18 protein-coding genes, 1 pseudogene and 1 riboswitch are annotated in these 20,661 nt (G+C 39.5%); of the genes and pseudogenes, 9 read left to right on the forward strand and 10 right to left on the reverse strand.

Translation table 11 applies throughout. The features are described 5' to 3' along the window. Positions 1-200 precede the first annotated feature (200 nt). The 4 genes from H7O61_RS00255 to H7O61_RS00270 form a co-directional block, all read right to left on the reverse strand. Positions 201-815 (reverse strand): thiamine diphosphokinase, encoded by a 615-nt coding sequence (locus tag H7O61_RS00255; RefSeq protein ID WP_187874771.1) that lies wholly within the window; start codon positions 813-815, stop codon positions 201-203. Further along, on the reverse strand, positions 803-1,465 hold the full coding sequence (gene pnuC / locus H7O61_RS00260; RefSeq protein WP_187874773.1) for a nicotinamide riboside transporter PnuC: 663 nt from the start codon (positions 1,463-1,465) through the stop codon (positions 803-805). The genes H7O61_RS00255 and pnuC overlap by 13 nt, the downstream gene beginning before the upstream one ends. Beyond that, positions 1,453-1,562: riboswitch (TPP riboswitch) on the reverse strand. Its footprint overlaps the gene before it by 13 nt. A gap of 77 nt (positions 1,563-1,639) precedes the next feature. After that, positions 1,640-2,134: a hypothetical protein gene (locus H7O61_RS00265; RefSeq protein ID WP_187874775.1), complete on the reverse strand. Its 495-nt coding sequence runs from the start codon at positions 2,132-2,134 to the stop codon at positions 1,640-1,642. 39 nt (positions 2,135-2,173) lie between these two features. Beyond that, positions 2,174-2,548, reverse strand: a complete 375-nt coding sequence (locus H7O61_RS00270) for a pantothenate kinase (protein WP_187874777.1) — start codon at positions 2,546-2,548, stop codon at positions 2,174-2,176. 714 nt (positions 2,549-3,262) lie between these two features. Here H7O61_RS00270 and tenA point away from each other — a divergent pair. Next, positions 3,263-3,916, forward strand: coding sequence for a thiaminase II (gene tenA, locus H7O61_RS00275; RefSeq protein ID WP_187874779.1), 654 nt, complete (start codon positions 3,263-3,265; stop codon positions 3,914-3,916). Positions 3,917-3,978: 62 nt separating this feature from the next. Here tenA and H7O61_RS00280 read toward each other — a convergent pair whose 3' ends face one another. Next, complete coding sequence (locus H7O61_RS00280; RefSeq protein WP_001970937.1) at positions 3,979-4,527, reverse strand: YceI family protein; 549 nt, start codon at positions 4,525-4,527, stop codon at positions 3,979-3,981. Positions 4,528-4,650: 123 nt separating this feature from the next. Here H7O61_RS00280 and H7O61_RS00285 point away from each other — a divergent pair, with 123 nt between their 5' ends. From H7O61_RS00285 to trpA, 8 genes are all read left to right on the forward strand, one after another. Further along, positions 4,651-5,388, forward strand: a complete 738-nt coding sequence (locus H7O61_RS00285) for a 5'-nucleotidase, lipoprotein e(P4) family (protein ID WP_001930131.1) — start codon at positions 4,651-4,653, stop codon at positions 5,386-5,388. Between the two features lie 67 nt (positions 5,389-5,455). Next, positions 5,456-6,514, forward strand: a complete 1,059-nt coding sequence (locus H7O61_RS00290) for a glycosyltransferase family 9 protein (protein ID WP_001930132.1) — start codon at positions 5,456-5,458, stop codon at positions 6,512-6,514. 231 nt (positions 6,515-6,745) lie between these two features. After that, complete coding sequence (trpE, locus tag H7O61_RS00295; RefSeq protein ID WP_187874781.1) at positions 6,746-8,248, forward strand: anthranilate synthase component I; 1,503 nt, start codon at positions 6,746-6,748, stop codon at positions 8,246-8,248. After that, complete coding sequence (locus H7O61_RS00300) at positions 8,245-8,829, forward strand: aminodeoxychorismate/anthranilate synthase component II (protein ID WP_000688272.1); 585 nt, start codon at positions 8,245-8,247, stop codon at positions 8,827-8,829. The genes trpE and H7O61_RS00300 overlap by 4 nt, the downstream gene beginning before the upstream one ends. Beyond that, positions 8,826-9,833 carry an anthranilate phosphoribosyltransferase gene (gene trpD / locus H7O61_RS00305; protein ID WP_079294864.1) on the forward strand — a complete coding sequence of 336 codons (1,008 nt, stop codon included), beginning with the start codon at positions 8,826-8,828 and terminating at the stop codon, positions 9,831-9,833. The genes H7O61_RS00300 and trpD overlap by 4 nt, the downstream gene beginning before the upstream one ends. Continuing rightward, positions 9,826-11,184: a bifunctional indole-3-glycerol-phosphate synthase TrpC/phosphoribosylanthranilate isomerase TrpF gene (gene trpCF / locus H7O61_RS00310; RefSeq protein WP_079340482.1), complete on the forward strand. Its 1,359-nt coding sequence runs from the start codon at positions 9,826-9,828 to the stop codon at positions 11,182-11,184. The genes trpD and trpCF overlap by 8 nt, the downstream gene beginning before the upstream one ends. 1 nt (position 11,185) lies before the next feature. Continuing rightward, positions 11,186-12,367, forward strand: a complete 1,182-nt coding sequence (gene trpB / locus H7O61_RS00315) for a tryptophan synthase subunit beta (protein WP_187874783.1) — start codon at positions 11,186-11,188, stop codon at positions 12,365-12,367. Next, on the forward strand, positions 12,364-13,152 hold the full coding sequence (gene trpA, locus H7O61_RS00320) for a tryptophan synthase subunit alpha (protein WP_187874785.1): 789 nt from the start codon (positions 12,364-12,366) through the stop codon (positions 13,150-13,152). Before trpB ends, trpA begins: the two co-directional genes overlap by 4 nt. A 179-nt stretch (positions 13,153-13,331) precedes the next feature. Here trpA and H7O61_RS08005 read toward each other — a convergent pair. The 5 genes and pseudogenes from H7O61_RS08005 to H7O61_RS00345 form a co-directional block, all read right to left on the reverse strand. After that, positions 13,332-13,709: pseudogene (locus H7O61_RS08005) on the reverse strand (hypothetical protein). 171 nt (positions 13,710-13,880) lie between these two features. Beyond that, a complete protein-coding gene (locus H7O61_RS00330) occupies positions 13,881-15,260 on the reverse strand; it encodes a phosphomannomutase/phosphoglucomutase (RefSeq protein WP_187874788.1) in 1,380 nt (459 codons plus the stop codon). Beyond that, positions 15,261-17,672, reverse strand: a complete 2,412-nt coding sequence (locus tag H7O61_RS00335) for a DUF7494 domain-containing protein (protein ID WP_079358023.1) — start codon at positions 17,670-17,672, stop codon at positions 15,261-15,263. After that, positions 17,662-19,134, reverse strand: a complete 1,473-nt coding sequence (gene nuoN / locus H7O61_RS00340) for an NADH-quinone oxidoreductase subunit NuoN (protein ID WP_097682009.1) — start codon at positions 19,132-19,134, stop codon at positions 17,662-17,664. Before nuoN ends, H7O61_RS00335 begins: the two co-directional genes overlap by 11 nt. Beyond that, complete coding sequence (locus H7O61_RS00345; protein ID WP_187874790.1) at positions 19,121-20,659, reverse strand: NADH-quinone oxidoreductase subunit M; 1,539 nt, start codon at positions 20,657-20,659, stop codon at positions 19,121-19,123. Before H7O61_RS00345 ends, nuoN begins: the two co-directional genes overlap by 14 nt. Positions 20,660-20,661 lie beyond the last annotated feature (2 nt).

Raw genomic sequence — 20,661 nt, forward strand, 5'->3', positions numbered from 1 at the left:
AATTGGTTTGATGATTTTAAGAAATCCAACTACATAGAGATTGAGCCAGATGGATTGTGTTTTTAGGCATGCTAGATATGGGTGATTTGGCCGCTTTGTGATGGTTTTGTTAAAAATGATGAATTTTCTATGCCCACTCTCTCAAATGCTCTTTAACTTGGTGCAATATACAGACAAAAAATTCGCCTAATAAAATCCGCTCATAAGAACTTTTGATACACCAGCACCACCGATTTAGGTGTAGAGCTAAGGCTAAAAAAACTATCTGTAGCTTCATTGAGCGAGCCAGAAAAGAGCGTTTTTAAACGCAAGTTTTTTAAGGGGTATTTGAGATTTTTAGAAGTGAATTGGGCATTAAAATCCAAGCTAAAAAGTGAGATTTGCTCCCCTTTAAAACTGGGCAAAGTAAAAGGGGTTTCTAGTGCCCTAAAAAGACCATAATCGCTTACGGCTTGGATTTTTTTGCAAAACTTAAAATACTCCAACAATAAAAAAGTGTTCGCTAAAGCGTGGTCTTCTCGCTTGCCATTCAACCCTAAAAAAATAAAATCATCACAGCCCTTATTCAAAGCATAAAAAAAGGCTTTGGATAGATCGTTGCTGTTTTGTTCGCTCACGCATATAGGGTGATACAAGGCTTTCAAATGCGAATCAATGCTATCTAGATCGCCTATAACAACGCTGGGTTTGAATTGAAGCGCATGCAATGATATCACAGCCCCATCGCATGCGATTAAAAAGGGAGCGTTTTTTAAAAGGTCTAAGCATTTTTGGGATTTAGGAAACTCCCCATTCGCTAAAATCACTGCTTGCATGACTGGTTCCAGCGCTTAAAATAATACATGCCAATAAAAAGGTATAGAATCGTTGTGAAGAGTTGCACCAAGCTCTCTGTAGAAATTTGAAAAATACAAAACCACACGATAACAGACACGATATTCCCCAAAGTTACTAGCGCATAATTCTCCACATAGCGCAAAACCTGCAAAATAAAAGCAACAATAAAGATGACGAAATTAAAACTCTCTGCCCATAAAAAATTCGTTTTAATCTCTTTAAAAAACAAAGCGCTCACATAAGTTAAAACCCCTATGCTTAAAATAAGTGCAAAACGCCAATTTTTGGAAAGTTTTTGAGCCTTAATAGCACCCTCATGCTGCTGTGTCTTTTTCCATGCGAATAGCCCATAAATCGTTACCGGCATATACAAAAAAAGGCATAAAATCACATCAGCGTTTAATTTCCACTGGTAAGCGACATAAGCGTAACTCAAATTATACACAAGACCAAACACAAAGCAAATCGTTTGCCTTTCTCCGGCAAAAAACGCATACAAAACCCCACTAAGCCCTGCTAAAAGATTGATAAACGAGCCTTTGACAAGGATATTAGTGATGGTTAAAAACACGCAAGCGAGAATGAGCGTGGCGTAAAATCGTTTGGATAGTTGGGTGGTTATTAACATGTTATTCCTTACGCAAGAATTACCTTGACAAGTTCTACGGGTTTGATCTCAGCCTTTTAAAACTTGAGCGTTTTAAAAAGCACCCCTTAAATGCTCCTTATTGTAACACAAATCCATGAGAATGCGCTTTAAAGTTTTTATATCCCCCTCCATTTAATGCTATTTGGGTTTAAATCACCACCCTAATTTAGCGCAAAGCCTAGAACAAATCCCAAAAACACACACAAAGCCAAGCATAACCAAACCCTCTATAAGGAGATTGCTAGGATGCCCACAATACGCCGAGATCTCATGGATAGCGGCAATAAAGGGCATCGTTAAAAGCGCCATATAAAAATCTCTTAGCCTTGATCCTAACACAGCGTCATGAAACGCGCCAAAAAACCTAGCCTTAAAAATGGCTTTGAGAAACCTAGGGTATCTTACTTGGAAAGATTTATAACGATCCCTACCTCGTGGGTCAAATAAAAGGTTAGACAACAAAGCCGCTATTAAGAGTGTTAGCCATGCATAATAACTATCTTTAGGGCTAAAAAGTGGATCGACAGCGCCTAGGCTATGAGGAATTGTGGATATGCATCCCGCATAGACTATGGCCACCGCCCATTGATATTCCCAGTCGCTCAAACGCTTTTTTGAGCCATTCAAGTTCTCTTTTGTAGTATCCATGTTATTTCCTTCCCCCCCATCACCTTGGCTCATTTAAGATCACCAAGCATGCCCAAAACTATAGCCGTAATCATAAAAATCACGGATAGGTTCTCTTGGGGTTTGTGGTTCTCTAGTCTGAGGCTCTCTAGTCTGAGGCTCTCTATCAACGCCACGGATATAATCTTCTACCCTATCGCCTACTTCAGACCCAATATATCCTCCTGCTGTGCCACCAAGAAATCTCCCTAATCCAATACCCACTGGACCTCCAGGAACCCCAATTGCTCCTCCAATTTTATCACCAACAAAACCCCCAACACCACCCCCTATAAGTTTGCCTAATTCACCCCTTGCCTCTATTTTAGGACTAGCTATAGCCACATTAGCCATTGCACCGCATAAAACCACTACACAAGTTCTTAATCCGCTCATAACAAATCCTTTCATAAATTGAGATTCAAGGCATGTTTGACACACCTTGATAAGAATATTTATACCACAACCCTATTAAAAGCGTTGTTACAGATCAGCCAAAGATCACAAAAGTCTCAATAAGTGTTTTATTTATTCACAAATTACAGGATTAAGGTAAATGATTAGTTTTTAGCATTTTTTAAGCGCTTTGGAATGCCAAGTTTCAAGCATCAAAGCCTTTGATAGCGTTTTTACACCAACCGCTTAAAAATCGAACGCCCATTTTGAATATATTAGACGCTTTTTTATTTTTATGCTAAACTATTTTAAGTTTCAGCCGATATGACTTCATACAGAGCTTAAACCAATCATAAATAGTAAGGTTAATTCCATCTCGCTCTGTAATAGGTTTGAAACCATGCATCTAAGATTGACTCCTATCTTGTAAGTGCCATACTACAAGTTCCCATAATAAAAACTTCTAAAAATAAAAACCTACAGAGTGAGATGGAATTAACCTTTGTATGATTGCAAAGGATAGCCAATCTTAAACAACCAATACAAGCCCTGTAATATCATTAACCGCTATTCAAAATCACAGATATTTTGATATATCATTCAATTTTTAGATAGCAGGGCTTACTCATAAATCTTTTAAAAACAAATTTTTATACCATATTTGTGAGCTTTCGTGTTAGAATGCGTGTTGAATTGAATTTAAGGAGTGTAAAAATGCAAGTTTCACAATATCTGTATGAAAACGCGCGATCTATTTGGGGGGATTGTATTTCCCATCCGTTTGTTCAAGGCATTGGGCATGGGACTTTAGAAAGAGATAAATTCCGTTTTTATATCATTCAAGATTATTTGTTCCTTTTAGAATACGCTAAGGTGTTTGCTTTGGGCGTAGTTAAGGCTTGTGATGAAGCGGTGATGAGGGAGTTTTCTAACGCCATACAAGACATTTTAAATAACGAGATGAGCATCCATAACCATTACATTAGAGAACTTCAAATCACTCAAAAAGAATTGCAAAACGCGCACCCCACTCTAGCGAATAAATCCTATACAAGCTACATGATCGCTGAAGGGTTTAAGGGTTCTATCAAAGAAGTTACGGCGGCTGTTCTAGCCTGTGGCTGGAGCTATTTAGTGATCGCGCAAAATTTGAGCCAAATCCCAAACGCTTTAGAGCATGCCTTTTATGGGCATTGGATTAAGGGCTATAGTTCAAAAGAATTTCAAGCGTGCGTAAATTGGAATATTAATTTGCTTGATTCCCTCACCCTCGCTTCTTCAAAACAAGAAATTGAAAAATTAAAGGATATTTTTATCGCTACAAGCGAATACGAATACCAGTTTTGGGATATGGCGTATCAAAGTTAAATAAAGGTTTTTGTGCCGTTAGAAAAACGCAAGAGAAGAAATATCTATCCCTTGCAAAACGATTATTGAGCGTAAGCTTCTAGTTTGATCTCAATCTTTACTTCATCTCCAACGACAGCATCGCTAAAGGTTTTACCGATGCCAAAATCCTTGCGGTTGATTTTGCCTTCAGCTTGTAGCACCATGAATTCTTTTTTATTCATGGGGTTTTGTAAAGGGGCTTGGATTTTGGCTTCCAATACGACAGGCTTAGTGACGCCATGAAGGGTCAAATCCCCATGGATTTTACCATCTTCGTATTTGGTCATTTTAAAGCTCCCTTTGGGGTATTTCATGGCATCAAAAAACTCTGCTGTCCTTAAGTGGTCGTCTCTTTTTTTGTTCCTAGTGTTAATGCTTTTAATATCAATTTTACCCTCAAAAACATTGAGAGCTTTGGTATTAGGATCGGCATCAATTTTGCCATCAAAACTATCAAACACGCCTCTTGTTTCATTGAATTTGAAGTGTTTAACCTCAAACCACACACTAGAGTTTGCCTTATCAATCATATAAGGTTTTGCAAACACCAAACTAACACCAAAAAAGGTGAATGCTAACATTTTTTTCATTGTTTCCTCGCTTCATTTTGAATTAAAAACGCCAACTATACAACAAATTGGTTAATGGTAAAATACTCCTAATCGTCTGTTTTAAGGTATAATACAAAAAATCCCCATTAGGTAGGTGTTGTTATGATAGAAAAGACCCTTGCATCAGTTTTATTAGGATTGAGTTTGATGAGTGTGTTAGACGCTAAAGAGTGCGTTTCGCCGATAACAAGAAGCGTTAAGTATCATCAGCAAAGCGCTGAGATTAGAGCCTTGCAATTGCAAAGTTACAAAATGGCGAAAATAGCGCTAGACAATAATCTCAAGCTCGTTAAAGACAAAAAGCCAGCCGTCGTCTTGGATTTAGATGAAACTGTTTTGAACACTTTTGATTATGCGGGCTATTTAGTCAAAAACTGCATTAAATACACCCCAGAAACTTGGGATAAATTTGAAAAAGAAGGCTCTCTTTCGCTCATTCCTGGAGCGCTAGACTTTTTAGAATACGCTAATTCTAAGGGCGTTAAGATTTTTTATATTTCTAACCGCACCCAAAAAAATAAGGCATTCACTTTAAAAACGCTCAAAAGCTTTAAGCTCCCCCAAGTGAGTGAAGAATCTGTTTTACTAAAAGAAAAAGGCAAGCCTAAAGCCGTTAGGCGGGAGTTAGTCGCTAAGGATTATGAGATTGTTTTACAAGTGGGCGACACTTTGCATGATTTTGACGCCATTTTTGCTAAAGACGCTAAAAACAGCCAAGAACAACAAGCTAAAGTCTTGCAAAACGCTCAAAAATTCGGCACAGAATGGATCATTTTACCCAACTCTCTTTATGGCACATGGGAAGATGAGCCTATAAAAGCATGGCAGAATAAAAAATAAAATTTATCCATCGCATAAGAACGATTTTTGCTAACATGACAAAAAATTTGATCTCTTAGGCGGAGTCATGGATTTCGTAGGGTTTGAAGATTTAAAATGCAAAGATAAAGAAAACTCTCAAAAAGTTTTTGTGATCCGTAACGACAAGTTAGGCGATTTTATTTTAGCCATACCCGCTTTAATCGCTCTCAAGCATGCTTTTTTAGAAAAAGGCAAGGAAGTGTATTTGGGCGTGGTTGTGCCTAGCTATACCACTCCAATCGCTTTAGAATTCCCTTTCATTGATGAAGTCATTATAGAAGACAACCATTTGAGCACTACTCTCAAAAGTAAATCCATTGACGCTCTTATCTTTTTATTTTCTAATTTTAAAAACGCCAGACTCGCTTTCAGTTTGAGAAAATCCATTCCTTATATCCTAGCCCCAAAGACTAAAATCTATTCTTGGTTTTATCAAAAGAGCGTGCGCCAAAACCGCTCTTTATGCTTAAAAACCGAATACGAATACAATTTGGACTTAATCCATGCGTTTTGTAAAGACTACGATCTCCCTAACGCTCAACTTAAAAAAATCGCATGGAAGCTTAAGGACAAATCCAAAGAGCGAACCATCATCGCTTCAAAACTCAACGCTAATATTGATCTATTGTGGATTGGCGTGCATATGCATAGCGGAGGCAGTTCGCCCGTATTGCCCGCTTCGCATTTCATTGAGTTGATTGCAATCTTGCATGAAAAATTAAGTTGTGAGATCATTCTTATTTGCGGGCCAGGCGAGAGAAAAGCCACAGAAGAACTCCTTAAAGAAGTCCCTTTCGCTCACCTCTATGATACGAGTCATAGTTTAGTGGATTTAGCCAAATTGTGCGCGAATTTAAGCGTCTATATTGGGAACGCTTCAGGCCCTTTGCATGTGAACGCTTTATTTGACAACCAATCTATCGGGTTTTACCCTAACGAACTCACCGCCTCTATTGCCAGATGGCGGCCTTTCAACGAACAATTTTTAGGCATCACCCCACCTAATGGCTCAAACGACATGGGTTTGATTGACATTAAAAAAGAGAGCGAAAAGATTGTGGGGTTTATCACAAAAAATCTTTCTCATCACGCGCAAGAAAGATAACCGCAACAAACATTACGCAAGCGATCTTAAAAACGCTCAAAAGTTGAATCTGATTGAAGCGGTTTTTTCGCATTCTCATTAAAATTTCTAATTTCCTCATAAAATTGAGTCTTAAGGGATTCAATTTGAATTTAAGCTAGATTAGCTCTCGCACCAACTAGGCTATAAGATTTAGCGCTCATTTATCTATTTCTTGTAGAATACGAGTTTATTTTTAGCGTGAAGAAATTGATGGTTAGTCTCATAGAAAAAGCCCCTTATATTCCTTACCCCCTAGCTCTTTATGAAAAGTTAGAGCAACGGCACACTTTGCTTTTTGAAAGCGCTGAGATTGAGAGCAAAGTGCACACCAAATCCCTTTTAATGGCTAAGGCTTGTTTGAAGCTAGTTTGCAACCACAATATCGTAACCATCACTAGCCTAACGCCTAATGGCGGGGCGTTTTTACAAACATTGAGCACGTTTTTCAAAACGCCTATACAAGACAATGCCCTAATCTTAATTTATACCAAAGATAAAAAAGTCCAAGATGAGTTTTTAAAGCTCTTTGAGCCTAGCCCTTTTGACGCTTTAAGGGGGCTTTTTAAAAGCGTTAAAACAAAACCCAAACACCCTTTTACGCTCTTTAGCGCGGGCGTTTTTTCTTTTGAAATGCTCAATTTTTTTGAAGATTTGCCCCACTTAAAAGCAAACGACAACACCGCAAATGACTTTATTTTTTATGTCGCGCAAAATTTGATCATCATAGACCATAAAGAAAAAAGCACTGAAATCTTGGGGGCGTGTTTTGATGAACGCTTTAAAACAGAGATAGCCAAAGAGTTACAGGATTTAAAAGAATTGGCTAAAAACATTAAAAGCGACTTTATCCCTAAAAAAGCTAAGCAAAGCACAGGAGTTAGCGCTAGTTGCGATGATAGCGAGTTTGAAAAAAAAGTGTTATTCTTACAAGAAGAAATCAAAAAGGGCGAGATTTTTCAAGCGGTGTTGTCGCGCAGTTTTTATATGGAGTGCTTGGAGGGTTTGAGCGCGTATTACTATTTAAAGCTAACTAACCCTAGCCCCTATATGTTTTATATCAAAGACAGCGATTTTATCCTTTTTGGGGCAAGCCCTGAGAGCGCTTTAAAATACAACGCCTTAATGAATACGGCTGAAATTTATCCCATTGCTGGCACTCGTTTAAGGGGTAAGGACAAGCAAGGGAATATTGATTACGATTTGGATAGTAAAATGGAATTTGATTTGCAACACGACTATAAAGAAAGGGCTGAACACATCATGTTAGTGGATTTAGCCAGAAACGACATGGCCAGGGTTTCAAAAAAACGCTATTGCGACAAGCTTTTAAAGGTGGATAAATATTCCAATGTCATGCATTTAGTCTCAAGGGTTGTGGGGGAATTGAAAAAAGGGTGCGATAGTTTGCATGCTTACAGGAGTTTTATGAACGCCGGCACGCTCAGCGGGGCGCCTAAAATCTCTGCGATCAAGCTCATTTACCAACTAGAAAAGCAAAGGAGAGGCTCTTATGGGGGGAGCGTGGGGTATTTAAATAGCGAGGGCTCTATGGATTCTTGCATCACTATCCGTTCATGTTTTGTCAAAAACAATAGAGCGGTGATCCAAGCAGGAGCTGGCATCGTGTTAGACAGCGTGCCACAAAACGAAGCGAATGAAACAAGAGCCAAAGCGCAAGCCCTTATTGATGCGATCAGGAAAACCATCTCATGAAAATCTTTTTTATAGACAATTTTGATTCTTTCTCTTATAACTTGGTGTATGAATTAGAGTGTTTGGGTTATGAAGTGGCCGTTTATCAAAACGATATTGAGCCTGATTACCTTATGGATTTGATGAAAAAAGAATCAAAAACCCCCTTATTGTTCATTTCACCCGGGCCTGGTAACCCTAATAGTTCAGGCAATCTTTTAAAAATCATTGCAATGGCTAAAAAGAAATTCCCTATTTTAGGGGTTTGTTTAGGCTTGCAAGCCTTAGCGCAAAGCTATGGGGCTAAAATCATAAGGAGTAAAGAAATCGTGCATGGCAAAGCGACGACTATCGCACTCAAAAAGCATGCCGTTTTTAAAGGCTTAGGGGAGAGCATGGTGGTGGGGCGTTACCATTCTTTAATGGCAAGCGGGTTGCCTAAGAATTTAGAAGTGATCGCCGAGCATGACAATATCCCTATGGCTATTGTCAATGAGGAAGATAAAATTTTAGCCTATCAATTCCACCCTGAAAGCATCATGACTTTACAAGGGAGGGCGTTGTTAGAGCAAAGCGTGGGGTTTTTAAGAGGGTTGTCATGAAAGATATTTTAAACACCCTTTACCATCAAAAAGACTTGAACGATGAAGAAGTTAAAAAGTTATTCACGCTCATTATTGATGAAAAAGTAAGCCCCGCGCAACTTGGGGCAATTTTGTGCGCTTTAAAAATCAAGGGCGAGAGCTTTAAGGAGATTAGCGTCGCTGCAACCACGCTTTTAGAGCATGCCCCTAAGCCTTTTAATAGCGGCTTGGATTTAATAGACAATTGCGGCACAGGGGGCGATGGGTTAAGAACGATTAACATCAGCACGATTGCTGCATTCATTGCCAGCTCTATGGGGTTGCCCATGGCTAAACATGGATCAAGGAGCGTGTCCAGTCATAGCGGGAGCGCGGATTTGTTGGAAAATTTGGGCGTGAATATTGAAATGAACCCCATGCAATTAGAGAATTGCTTCAAACAATCGCATTTTGGGTTTTTATTCGCGCCTTTATACCACCAAAGTTTTAAAAAATCCGCTCCTTTAAGAAAAGAGCTTTTCACTAAAACGATTTTCAATTGCTTAGGGCCTTTAATCAACCCCTTAAGGCCAAAAATCCAGCTTTTAGGCGTGTATGACAAATCCTTGTGTAAGACCATGGCGCTAGCGTTGAAGGCTTTAGGCGTTAAAAGGGCGATGGTGGTTAATGGAGGGGGGACAGATGAAATCGTGTTGCATGACATTACGCATGCGTGTGAATTGAAAAATAACGAAATTTTAGAGTATGATTTGAGCGCTAAAGATTTTGATTTACCCCCCTATGATTTGAAAGAATTACAGATTGAAAACGCCAAAGAAAGCGCTCAAGCATGTTTAGATATTTTAGAAAATAAAGGCAAAGATTCGCACACGATGGTGGTTGCGGCGAATGTGGCGAGCTTGTTGTATTTAAGCCATAGGGCTAAAGATTTAAAAGAGGGCGTGGGCATGACTTTAGAGCATTTAAAAACCAAAGCACCTTATGCGCATTTACAAAAAATCATAAGGTTAAGCCATGCCTAGCGTGTTAGAAAACATCCTTAAAGACAAGCTCCTAGAAGTCTCTATGCTCAAAAAAAATCACACCTTGCCCGCAAACATAACCCCAAGCGATAGGGATTTTAAAAAAGCGTTACTGGAAAAAAAGACAAGCTTTATTTTAGAGTGTAAAAAAGCATCGCCCTCTAAAGGTTTGATCAGAAAAGATTTTGACTTGTTGAAAATAACGAAAACTTATGAAAAATTTGCCTCTTGCGTTTCAGTTTTAGCCGATGCTAAATATTTTTTAGGCTCTTATGAAAACATTAAGATCGTTTCGCAGCATTCCACCAAGCCCATTTTGTGTAAAGATTTTATCATTGACGCTTTTCAAATCAAACTCGCTAGAATGATGGGAGCTGATGCGGCGCTTTTAATGCTAAGCGTGTTAGATGATAAAAACTATTTAGAGCTTTTCAACCTCGCTAAATCCTTAAACATGAGCGTTTTAACTGAAGTTTCCAACAAGCAAGAAATCAAACGCTTACTCAAACTCCAATACGACATTATAGGCATCAATAACAGGGATTTACACACCTTAAAAACCGATATTTTTCACACGCTGGAATTACGCCCCCTTTTGCCTAAAGACGCGCTCATTATCAGTGAGTCCGGTATTTATTCGCATGCGCAAATCAAAGCCCTAGCCCCTTATGTGAATGGCTTTTTAGTGGGCAGCTCTCTAATGAAAGAAAAGGATTTGAAAAAAGCGTGTATTAAATTGATCCTAGGCGAAAATAAAGTGTGCGGGCTTACAAGAATCAAAGACGCCAAAGCCGTTTATAAAAACCATTTCATTTATGGGGGTTTGATTTTTGAAAAATCTTCGCCCCGATACATCAAGCCTAAAGAAGCCTTAAAGATCACAAAAGCGGTTAAAAAACTGGATTTTGTGGGCGTGTTTGTGAAAGATAGCGTTAAAAAAATTCAAAAAATCGTTAAAAAGCTTGATTTAAAAGCGGTGCAGCTTTATGGCTATTCGCCTAAAAAAATCGCTCAATTGAAAAAATCGCTCCCTAAAACTTGCGCGATCTGGCAAGTAATAAGCGTGGCGGATTCTAAAGATTTAGCGCCTAAAATTCAAGAAGCCTCTCTAATCTTATACGACACTAAGGGGGATAAAATGGGAGGCAATGGCGTGAGTTTTGATTGGGAAATTTTAGAAAATGTCAAAACGCCTTTCATGCTAGCTGGTGGGCTTAATTTGGATAATATTCAAAACGCCTTGAAAGTTAAAGCGTTGGGTTTGGATTTCAATTCAGGTTTGGAAATAAGCCCTGGGATTAAAAATAAGGATAAAATCAAGCGATTAGCCCGAATTTTAAGAGAGTATTAAAATGAATCAAAAAGCGTATTTTGGGGAGTTTGGAGGGAGTTTTGTTTCAGAGTTGTTAGTGCCTGCATTAAGAGAATTAGAACAGGCGTTTGATGTGTGTTTGAAAGATGAAAAATTCCAAAAAGAATATTTTCGTCTTTTAAAGGATTTTGTGGGCCGTCCTAGCCCCTTAACCTTGTGTCAAAATATCGTTTCTAACCCTAAAGTCAAGCTTTATTTAAAACGAGAGGATTTAATCCATGGCGGGGCGCACAAGACTAATCAAGCCTTAGGGCAAGCCCTTTTAGCGAAAAAAATGGGAAAAACAAGGATTATTGCTGAAACAGGCGCTGGGCAGCATGGCGTTGCAACGGCTATCGCTTGCGCATTATTGAACTTAAAATGCGTGATTTTTATGGGGGGAAAAGACATCAAGCGCCAGGAAATGAATGTTTTTAGAATGCGCTTATTAGGCGCTGAAGTCAGAGAGGTTCATTCAGGGAGTGCAACGCTTAAAGACGCTGTGAATGAGGCCTTAAGGGATTGGGCGAGCAGTTACAAGGACACGCATTATTTACTAGGCACAGCCGCCGGGCCGCACCCTTACCCCACAATGGTTAAAACCTTTCAAAAAATGATAGGCGATGAGGTTAAAAGCCAAATTTTAGAAAAAGAAAACCGCTTGCCTGATTATGTGATCGCATGCGTTGGAGGGGGGTCTAACGCCATAGGGATATTCAGCGCGTTTTTAAACGATCAAGAGGTCAAACTCATAGGCGTAGAGCCAGCCGGTTTAGGGCTAGAAACCAATAAGCATGGGGCGACTTTGAATAAGGGGCGTGTGGGGATTTTGCATGGGAATAAAACCTATCTTTTACAAGATGATGAAGGCCAGATTGCAGAAAGCCATAGCATTAGCGCCGGGCTTGATTATCCAGGGGTAGGGCCAGAACACAGCTATTTAAAAGAGAGTGGGCGTGCGGTTTATGAAAGTGCAAGCGATATTGAAGCGCTAGAAGCCTTCAGGTTGTTGTGCCAAAAAGAAGGCATTATCCCAGCATTAGAGAGTTCGCATGCCTTAGCGTATACCCTAAAGCTCGCTCAAAAATGCGAAGAAGAAAGCATTATCGTAGTGAATTTAAGCGGTCGGGGGGATAAGGATTTAAGCACCGTTTATAACGCTTTAAAAGGAGGTTTAAAATGAGGTATCAAAACATGTTTGAAACCTTAAAAAAACACAAAAAAATGGCGTTTATCCCGTTTGTAACCTTGGGCGATCCCAATTATGAATTGAGTTTTGAAATCGTTAAAACCTTAATTATTAGCGGGGTGAGCGCTTTGGAATTGGGTCTTGCTTTTTCTGATCCTGTAGCGGATGGCACCACCATACAAGCGAGCCATTTAAGGGCGTTAAAACACGCTAGCATGGCTAAAAATTTCCAGCTTTTAAAAAAGATTAGAGGCTACAACCATGATATTCCCATAGGGCTTTTAGCGTATGCGAATCTCATTTTTTCTTATGGCGTGGATAATTTTTACGCTCAAATCAAAGAATGCGGCGTGGATAGCGTTTTAATAGCGGACATGCCCCTAATAGAAAAAGAATTGGTCATCAAATCCGCTCAAAAACACCAAATCAAACAAATCTTTATCGCCAGCCCTAATGCGAGCAGTAAGGATTTAGAACAAACCGCTACGCATTCGCAAGGCTATATCTACACTTTAGCCAGGAGTGGGGTTACAGGGGCGAGCCATACTTTAGAAAATGACGCGAGCGCTATTATTAAAACCCTAAAAACCTTTAGCCCTACCCCAGCCTTACTGGGCTTTGGCATTTCTAAAAAAGAACACATCAAAAACGCTAAAGAAATGGGCGCTGATGGCGTGATTTGCGGATCAGCGTTAGTCAAAATCATAGAAGAAAATTTAAACAATGAAGACGCCATGCTAGAAAAAATTAAGGGGTTTGTAGGAGGAATGATTTCTTAAAGGCTTTTAGGCTTTGTTGCATCAAAAGACTAAAAATTATCTTTATTATATGATGCGCGTTATAGCGTTAGCGTAGAAAATACCGCCATAAGCCTAACAAACCAATATAAAAGCATCTCAAATCTTGCAGCATGGTTGGTAGCGGCTTAAAATCGCAGAACTGCAGAACTATTGATTACTCAGTCCTTTTCGTCTTCGGGTTCTATGTCTATTGTGTCATCATATTTAATTCCAGGTTTATTTTTTTGTGTTGGGTAACCATAATAGATTTCTAGAAGTTCTCTTTGAACTTGAAATTCTTCTTCCATAAGTTCCTTTTCTCTTTCAAAAGATTCTTGTTGTTGCGCCTCGCTTTTTTCTTTTATTTCAAGTTGAATACCTCTTTCTTCAAGTTGTTTTTCCTTTTCTACAAGCATTTCAGATCTTATGTTAGCTAGTTCGCACTACTTCGGTTCCATGTGGGCTTTCATATCTGTTTCCGGAAGACTATTATGAGCGATTTTCATCCTACAAGTAATAGTATTCTTTTTCTCATTGTTATGATTATTTGTATTCATAAAAATCCTTTACGATTGATTTAAAACTTTTCATTATAATAGGCTTAGCTTAAATAGTGCAAAAAAATTTGAGATCTTATGATTTTATGTGTGGTTTTAAAGCGACTTGTTTAATTGATCTAATATTTTTAAGAGCAAGGGATATGAAATGAGATTATCCCAAGCTCTATTTTAAAGTTTTTCTAATAACCCAAGCAACGCCCTTTTATATTCTAACGCTGTTGTTTCATCCTTGCCTTCAAAGCGGCTGACTAAATACGGGGTGGTGTTGCTTGCGCGAATAAGCCCAAAACCATGTTCAAAAACCACTCTCACGCCATCAATGCTGATGATTTCTTTGATTGTGGGGAAATGGCTTGGTGGGTTTTTAAGCGCTTCTTGTAGGTTATGAATGATTTCAAATTTTTCTTCTTCACTCACGGCGATTTTTTCTTCAGGCGTGGTGTAGGAATAGGGGAGGTTTTTAATGGTGTTTTCCAAATCGCTTGGACTTTGTTCAAGCAATAACTCCAAAGCCCTTAAACATGCGTAAAGGGCGTCATCATAGCCAAAATAGCGTTCTTTAAAAAAGATATGCCCGCTCATTTCAGCCGCAAAATGCGCGTTGGTTTCTTTGAGCTTGATTTTTAAATTGCTATGCCCGGTTTTATACATGAGCGTCTTACCAAAAGTATTAATCGTGTTATACATCACTTGAGAGCATTTGACTTCGCCGATCACAAAGGGGGTGATGCCTTGAGCATGCAAGCGTTTAGCGAATAAAATCGCTAATTCATCGCCCGCATAGATATGATGAGAGCTTAGCATCGCAATCCTATCCGCATCGCCATCAAAAGCAAAGCCTATCAAAATAGCGTTTTCTCGCATGTGTTTTTCTAAATCTTTTAAGTTTTTCGCTTCGCTAGGGTCTGGGTGGTGGTTAGGAAAATCCCCATTAGGATCGCTATAAAGGCTGCTAAAATCAATGTTTAAAGCCTTTAAAATCGGCTCTAATCCTAACGCCCCCACGCCATTGCCAAAATCTAAGGCGATTTTATATTTAAGATTTTTTAAATGCTTAAAATCCTTGATCAAATAGTGATGATACGCTTCTAGGGCATTGACTTTCTTTGGCGTTTCTTTTAGGGGTTTTTTTTCATGTTTAGCGTTTAAAAGCGTGTCTTTTAAAGCCTGAATGTCCTTGCCATAAAACGGATTTTGATTGAGCGTGATTTTAAAGCCGTTGTATTCTTTGGGGTTGTGAGAGCCAGTGATCATGATGGAATTAGGGCATTGAATGCCATTGATTTCATTAAAGGCCGCAAAATACGCTACCGATGTGGGGATTAGCCCTAAATCATACACTTTCAAGCCGCTTGATTGCAGCCCCGCGCTCAAAGCTTCAAACAAAAAACGCCCATGCACCCTTGCGTCATGCCCTACAAACACGCTTTTATCGTATTCTCGCATGATTTTCCCCAACTCCACGCCGATACTAAAAGCCGTATTTTCATCTAAAGTGGTGGGGTAAATGCCTCTAATATCGTATTCTCTAAAAATGCTAATGTCCATTCATGACTCCTTGTTTTTGAATAAATTTAAACCCTGTTCGCATAAATTTTGCCATGCGTTTGTTTGATCTTTTTGTTTTAATTGAACGCATTTTTCTAAACTGGCTTTGGATTTTGCTTTTTGATTGGTTAAATCCAATAAGCTGGATTGCAAGTATAAGGCTTTTTGGTGATCTTCTAAAGAAAGCCTGCGGTTTAAAAGTTTGTCTAGCGTTTCTAACGCTTTTAAATAGTCTTTGGTGGTTCTGTAAGCGTCAATAAGGGCGAATTCGCTAAAGGGCGTGTAAGAATAATCCTTATAAGCGTCTTGGAGTTTGAGCAAGCTTGTGGCATAAATTTTGACGCTTTTAGGGTCTTTTTCATTTTCTAGCAATTTAAAATAAACCAACGCCATGCGTTTATCGTCTTTGAAATGCTTTTCTAAAAACGCATACAAATTGAGCGCCAATTCTCTTTCATTGTTTTGCATGTAATCTGAAAATAACACAAAAGCAATGTCATAAAACTCTTTTTTATTTAAACTTTGAGCGAGGATCAAGGCGTCTTTAGAGGCCAGAGTGGAATTTTTAAAATCCCCTAAGCGGTAGTAATTGCGCCCCAAACGATAAAGCCATATTAATTTCTCGCTAGGGGTTTTAGCTGTTTTTAAAGCGTTTAGGGCAATAATTTGCGCTTTTTCTTTGAGCGATGCGAAATACAAGCAATCAAAGGCTTGGATTTCTTCTTTGGGGTTAAATTCAAAGGCGGTGATTTGGGATAAGTATTTTAAAGCTTCTTCGCAACGATTGTTTTCTAATGGGGTTTTAGCAAGGATATTGAGCGTTTTTTGGATCAAGGGAGAATCTTTGGGCAAATTTTTTTGCATGCCTAAAACTTCAGCATAGCGCTTATTGTCAAACAAGAGTTGGGCTTTCAACTCTAAAGCCTTTTGGGCTTCATTAGAATTAGGGAAATTTTGAATGATTTTATCGTAGTGGGCGATTTTTTCTTGCGTGTTCCCCTCCATTGAAAAAAGGGCTTTTTCATCGCGCGTTCTAACGACAGAAGCCCGCTCCAATTCCGCATGGTCTTGCAAATATCGCAAATTATAAAGGTGGGCGTTTTTAAAGTCCTTGATCCTTGCATACAACGCCCCTAAATCATAGAGCGCTTGCTCTTTAGCTTTCACATCATCATCTTGATTGAGGAGCAATTGAGCGATTTCAATCGCGCTTTCATTCATCTGGTTTTTTTTCAATAACTTGAGCAATTCTAGGGCTGATTCGCTATGCATAGAAAGATAATCAGGGTTGGATTGAACCACCTTATCAATGAGGTATTTAGCGTTATTAAAGTTTTGATAGTTTATCTCTGCTTCAGCCCAATTAAGCGCGATTTCACTCGCGCTCTCTTTGTCTTTGGCGTTAGAAAAAGCTTCTTTGAAAAGCATGCTAGCGCTGCTCAAATCAGAAGCTTCAGCCGCTTCAATGGCTAAATGCATTTGGGCTAAGGGGGCGTAGCGGGAGTTTTTGTATTCTAAAAGGATTCGTTTGTAATAGCGCACGGCTTGTTTGTAATTATTGTTTTCATCTAAAGCTTTGGCGACATAGTATAACGCTTCAGGGATATTGGGATCAGTCGGGTAATTTTTAATCCATTGGGTGCCAATATCTATGAGTAAGGATTTTTTAATGCCTAATTTACCTAATGCAATAATTTCCAATAAATACAAGTCTTTTTTAAAAATCGTTTGAGGGTAATTTTTAAACGCGCGGCTGATCGTGCGTAAGGCGTCAAAATAGGCTTGCGAATCCATTTGTTTTTTAGCTTCTAAATAGGCGTTTAAATCATAGCCCTTTGTGGTGAGTAGGGGTTTGTTATTCACATCCAGTTCTTGAATGATAGGGGTTTGAGCGTCTTTAATGATAATGGGGAAATTCAAGCCTTTTTGAGCGTTGTCTTTTTCGCTCAAAAAAGGGATTTTTTGATCATAGCCTATGATTTGCCACATTTTAGCTTTAGCGTCGTTTTCCACAAAAAGGGGAATCGCTTTTTTATAATCCCTATCAAAAGAAAAAAGGGTGAGCCTTCGCATCACTTTGGGTTTGATGTGTAAAATGAATTGTTGTTGGCGCATGGAATAGGTGATATTGAAAAAAGCGTTTTCTAAAGGGGTAAAGCCCTCTTTAGGGATGGAATCTATCACGCATTCTATGGGGCGTTTAGCGTGTATAATAGATAAAGACGCTTCAATCCCGCTCGGCGGTTTTTCATTAATGTAAGAGCAAGAAAACGACTTATTGTTTCGTAAGGTTAGAACCGAAAAGTCTTCTCCTTCTTCTTTGCCTTGCGTGAGCGTGAGGCTTAAAGCGTTGAGTGAATGGGAGAGCAAACCCACGCCCATTAAAAGAAAGAATTTTGACTTAAGCCACAAACTCTAAAAGCCCTCGCATCATAAACACAGAGAACAAGCACGCTAACGCCATGGCAATAATGACCGCATAAATGGGCATGGTGGCGTTTTGGGTGTAAATATCGTTTTGAGCGTAGCTTTGTAAGGGCTTATTGAAAAACATCGCCACGAGCCAACGGAAATAATAAAACGCAGCCACCGCGCTATTAACTAACATCACCACCGCTAAAAGAATGTGATTGCTCTCTAACGCGCTTTCAACGGCTAAAAATTTCCCCCAAAACACGCTAAAAGGCGGGATCCCTGCAAGCCCAAAAACAAAAATAGCGCCCAAGATCGCCACTAAGGGGTGGGTTTTGATAAGGCCGTTGAATTTAGAATAGGGGTGATCGTAGCGTTCATCCCATGTTTTTTCCCGGCTTTTTAAAAGCCATAAAAGGCCAAAAGCCCCAATGTAAGTGAAGGCGAACATGAACCAATAGACAAACATCGCTTGTTGGCTATCTTCAGTGTGGATAAACACGCACGCTAAAGCGAACCCAGAATGCGAAATAGAACTATATGCGAGCATCCTTTTGACATCTTCTTGCCATAAAGCAATGAAATTAGGGATGGTGATAGTCATAAGGATCAAAACATAAAAAATGTCTTCTACCCAAGCGGTATGAGTGTCTATAAACGCCCCAAAAAGGCGAGTCGCTACCACAAAGCCAGCGATTTTAGGCACAATGGAAATATAGCTCGCAAAGACCGGGTTATTGCCCTCATACACATCAGGCATCCATGTATGGAAAGGCACTAAAGAGACTTTAAAGCCAATCGCTCCAATCAAAAAAATAGCGCCCATCGCAAAGAGCATGGGGTTTGTGATGCCCTCAGTGTGTAAGTATAGGGTAATGACTTCAAGATTCAAGCTCCCTGTAAGCAGGTAAAAAGCCATCGCGCCCATAGCAAAAAACGCGCTCGCCATAGCCCCCATGGTGAAATACTTGATCCCTGCTTCCAAGCCGTAGCGTTTATCGCTCAACGCCATTAACACACAAAGGGGCAAGGACGCTGTCTCTAACCCAATAAGGATTAACAACAAATGGTTGCTTGAAACCATGAACTGAAAGCCAGCGACAATAAACAAGTATAGGGAATAAAATTCAGCGGTTTGAAATTCGTTGAAGCGTTCTTTTGAAAGGGCTAAGAAAATGAGAAAAAAAGCTGAAATCAAGACAATGCTTTGAGAGATGAGCGAGAGGGTATCCAAGCTTAAAAACCCAAAAAAAGCGTTTTCTTGCTCTTCTAACCCTAAAACCACCAAAAAATCCAAAACCAAAAAGAGCATGCATAAAAACACATTCAAATTGCGTGAAAACCTGGAAGTGAAAGCGTTGATTAAGAGCGTGAAAATCCCCCCACACACCAACACCAGCATGGGTAAAATGCTCTCAAAACTAAAGCTATCAAAAGAGATGTGGAGACTATCTATTAACATAAGAGACCTCTTTTATCTTAGTGTCCAATGAACCTAAAAAAGGGAGCGAGCGGATTTCTATCACCTCTAAAAGCTGCTTAGAGCCTTGCTCAATCGGTTTTAAAAGCATTTTAGGATAAATCCCTAAAATCAAAATCAAAGCTAAAATCACGCTTAAAACCCCTACCTCACGAGCGTTTAAATCTTCAAACACGCTGATTTGGTTGTTCCCGGTTTTCAAATTGCCAAAGAAGACATCTTTATATGAAGTGAGCATGTAAACCGCTGAGAGAATGATGCTTGTCCCGGCAATGATAGCCAAAAGAGGGTAAGTGGCAAAAAACCCTAACAAGCTTAAAAACTCTCCCACAAAACCAATGCTTAAAGGCATGCCCACATTCGCCATTAAAACGATCATAAAAAAGGCGGCAAAAACAGGAGCGCTTTTAGCGATGGATCCAAAGCGAGCGATTTCTAAACTGCTGGCGCGTTCTTCCAAGATACCAGCGAGTAAAAATAATCCCATGACGATAATACCATGCGCAAACATCATAAACACCGCCCCTGAAATCCCCTCAACATTGAAAGAAAAAACCCCAAGCACCACGACTCCCATGTGCGAGAACGAGCTATAAGCGATGAGGGTTTTTAAATCTTTTTGAGCGTAGGCTAGAAAACCTCCATAAATGATCATGCACAGCGCCACAATGGCTATGGGGGTCAAATAAACCTCTGAAAGCTCAGGAAAAAGCGGGAGCAAGAAGCGCAATAAGGCGTAAGTCCCCATTTTAGAAAGCAAGGCTGAAAGCATGACAGAGCCTAGAGTGGGGGCGTTAGAATACGCATAAGGCAACCATGTGTGTAAGGGAAAGAGCGGGATTTTAACCGCAATCCCTATTAAGAAAGCCACAAAGAGCCAGGTTTTAACCCCGCTAGAAAAATTCAACTGATACCAGTCTAAAACATCAAAACTCATCATGCCGTAATTATTGGCGTAGTCATACCCGATGTATAAAATGCCTAAAAGCATGCACAACGACGCTAAAAAGGTGTAGAGGAAAAACTTCATGCCAGAATAGATTTTGTTATTACGGCCAAAACGACCGATGAGGCATAAGACCGGCAAGAGCGAGATTTCCCAAAAAGCGTAGAAAAAGATCACATTAAGAGAAGAAAACACGCCCATCAAAATCCCCTCTAACAATAAAAGACAGATCGCAAAGTCTTTACGATGCTCTTTGACATAAATCACGCATAATAACACCACGATAGCGTTTAAGAGCAGCAAAAAGAGCGCGATGCCATCAACGCCCACATGGTAATTCACGCCAATTTGATAGATCAATTCCTTCATTTCTTCAAACTGCATGCCCGCTGTTTGAATATCAAACCCATGCCACAACAACAAGACCAATAACAATTCAATCAAAGCGATGACAATCGCATACGCCCTACTCGCTTGATCGCTCATAAAGAACGCTAATAGCGCGCTCAGCATGGGGAAAAAGATCACCACACTTAAAAGATGCGCATGTAAAAACTGCATTT

This window comes from Helicobacter pylori, from assembly GCF_014496965.1.
GTDB lineage: Bacteria > Campylobacterota > Campylobacteria > Campylobacterales > Helicobacteraceae > Helicobacter > Helicobacter pylori_CZ.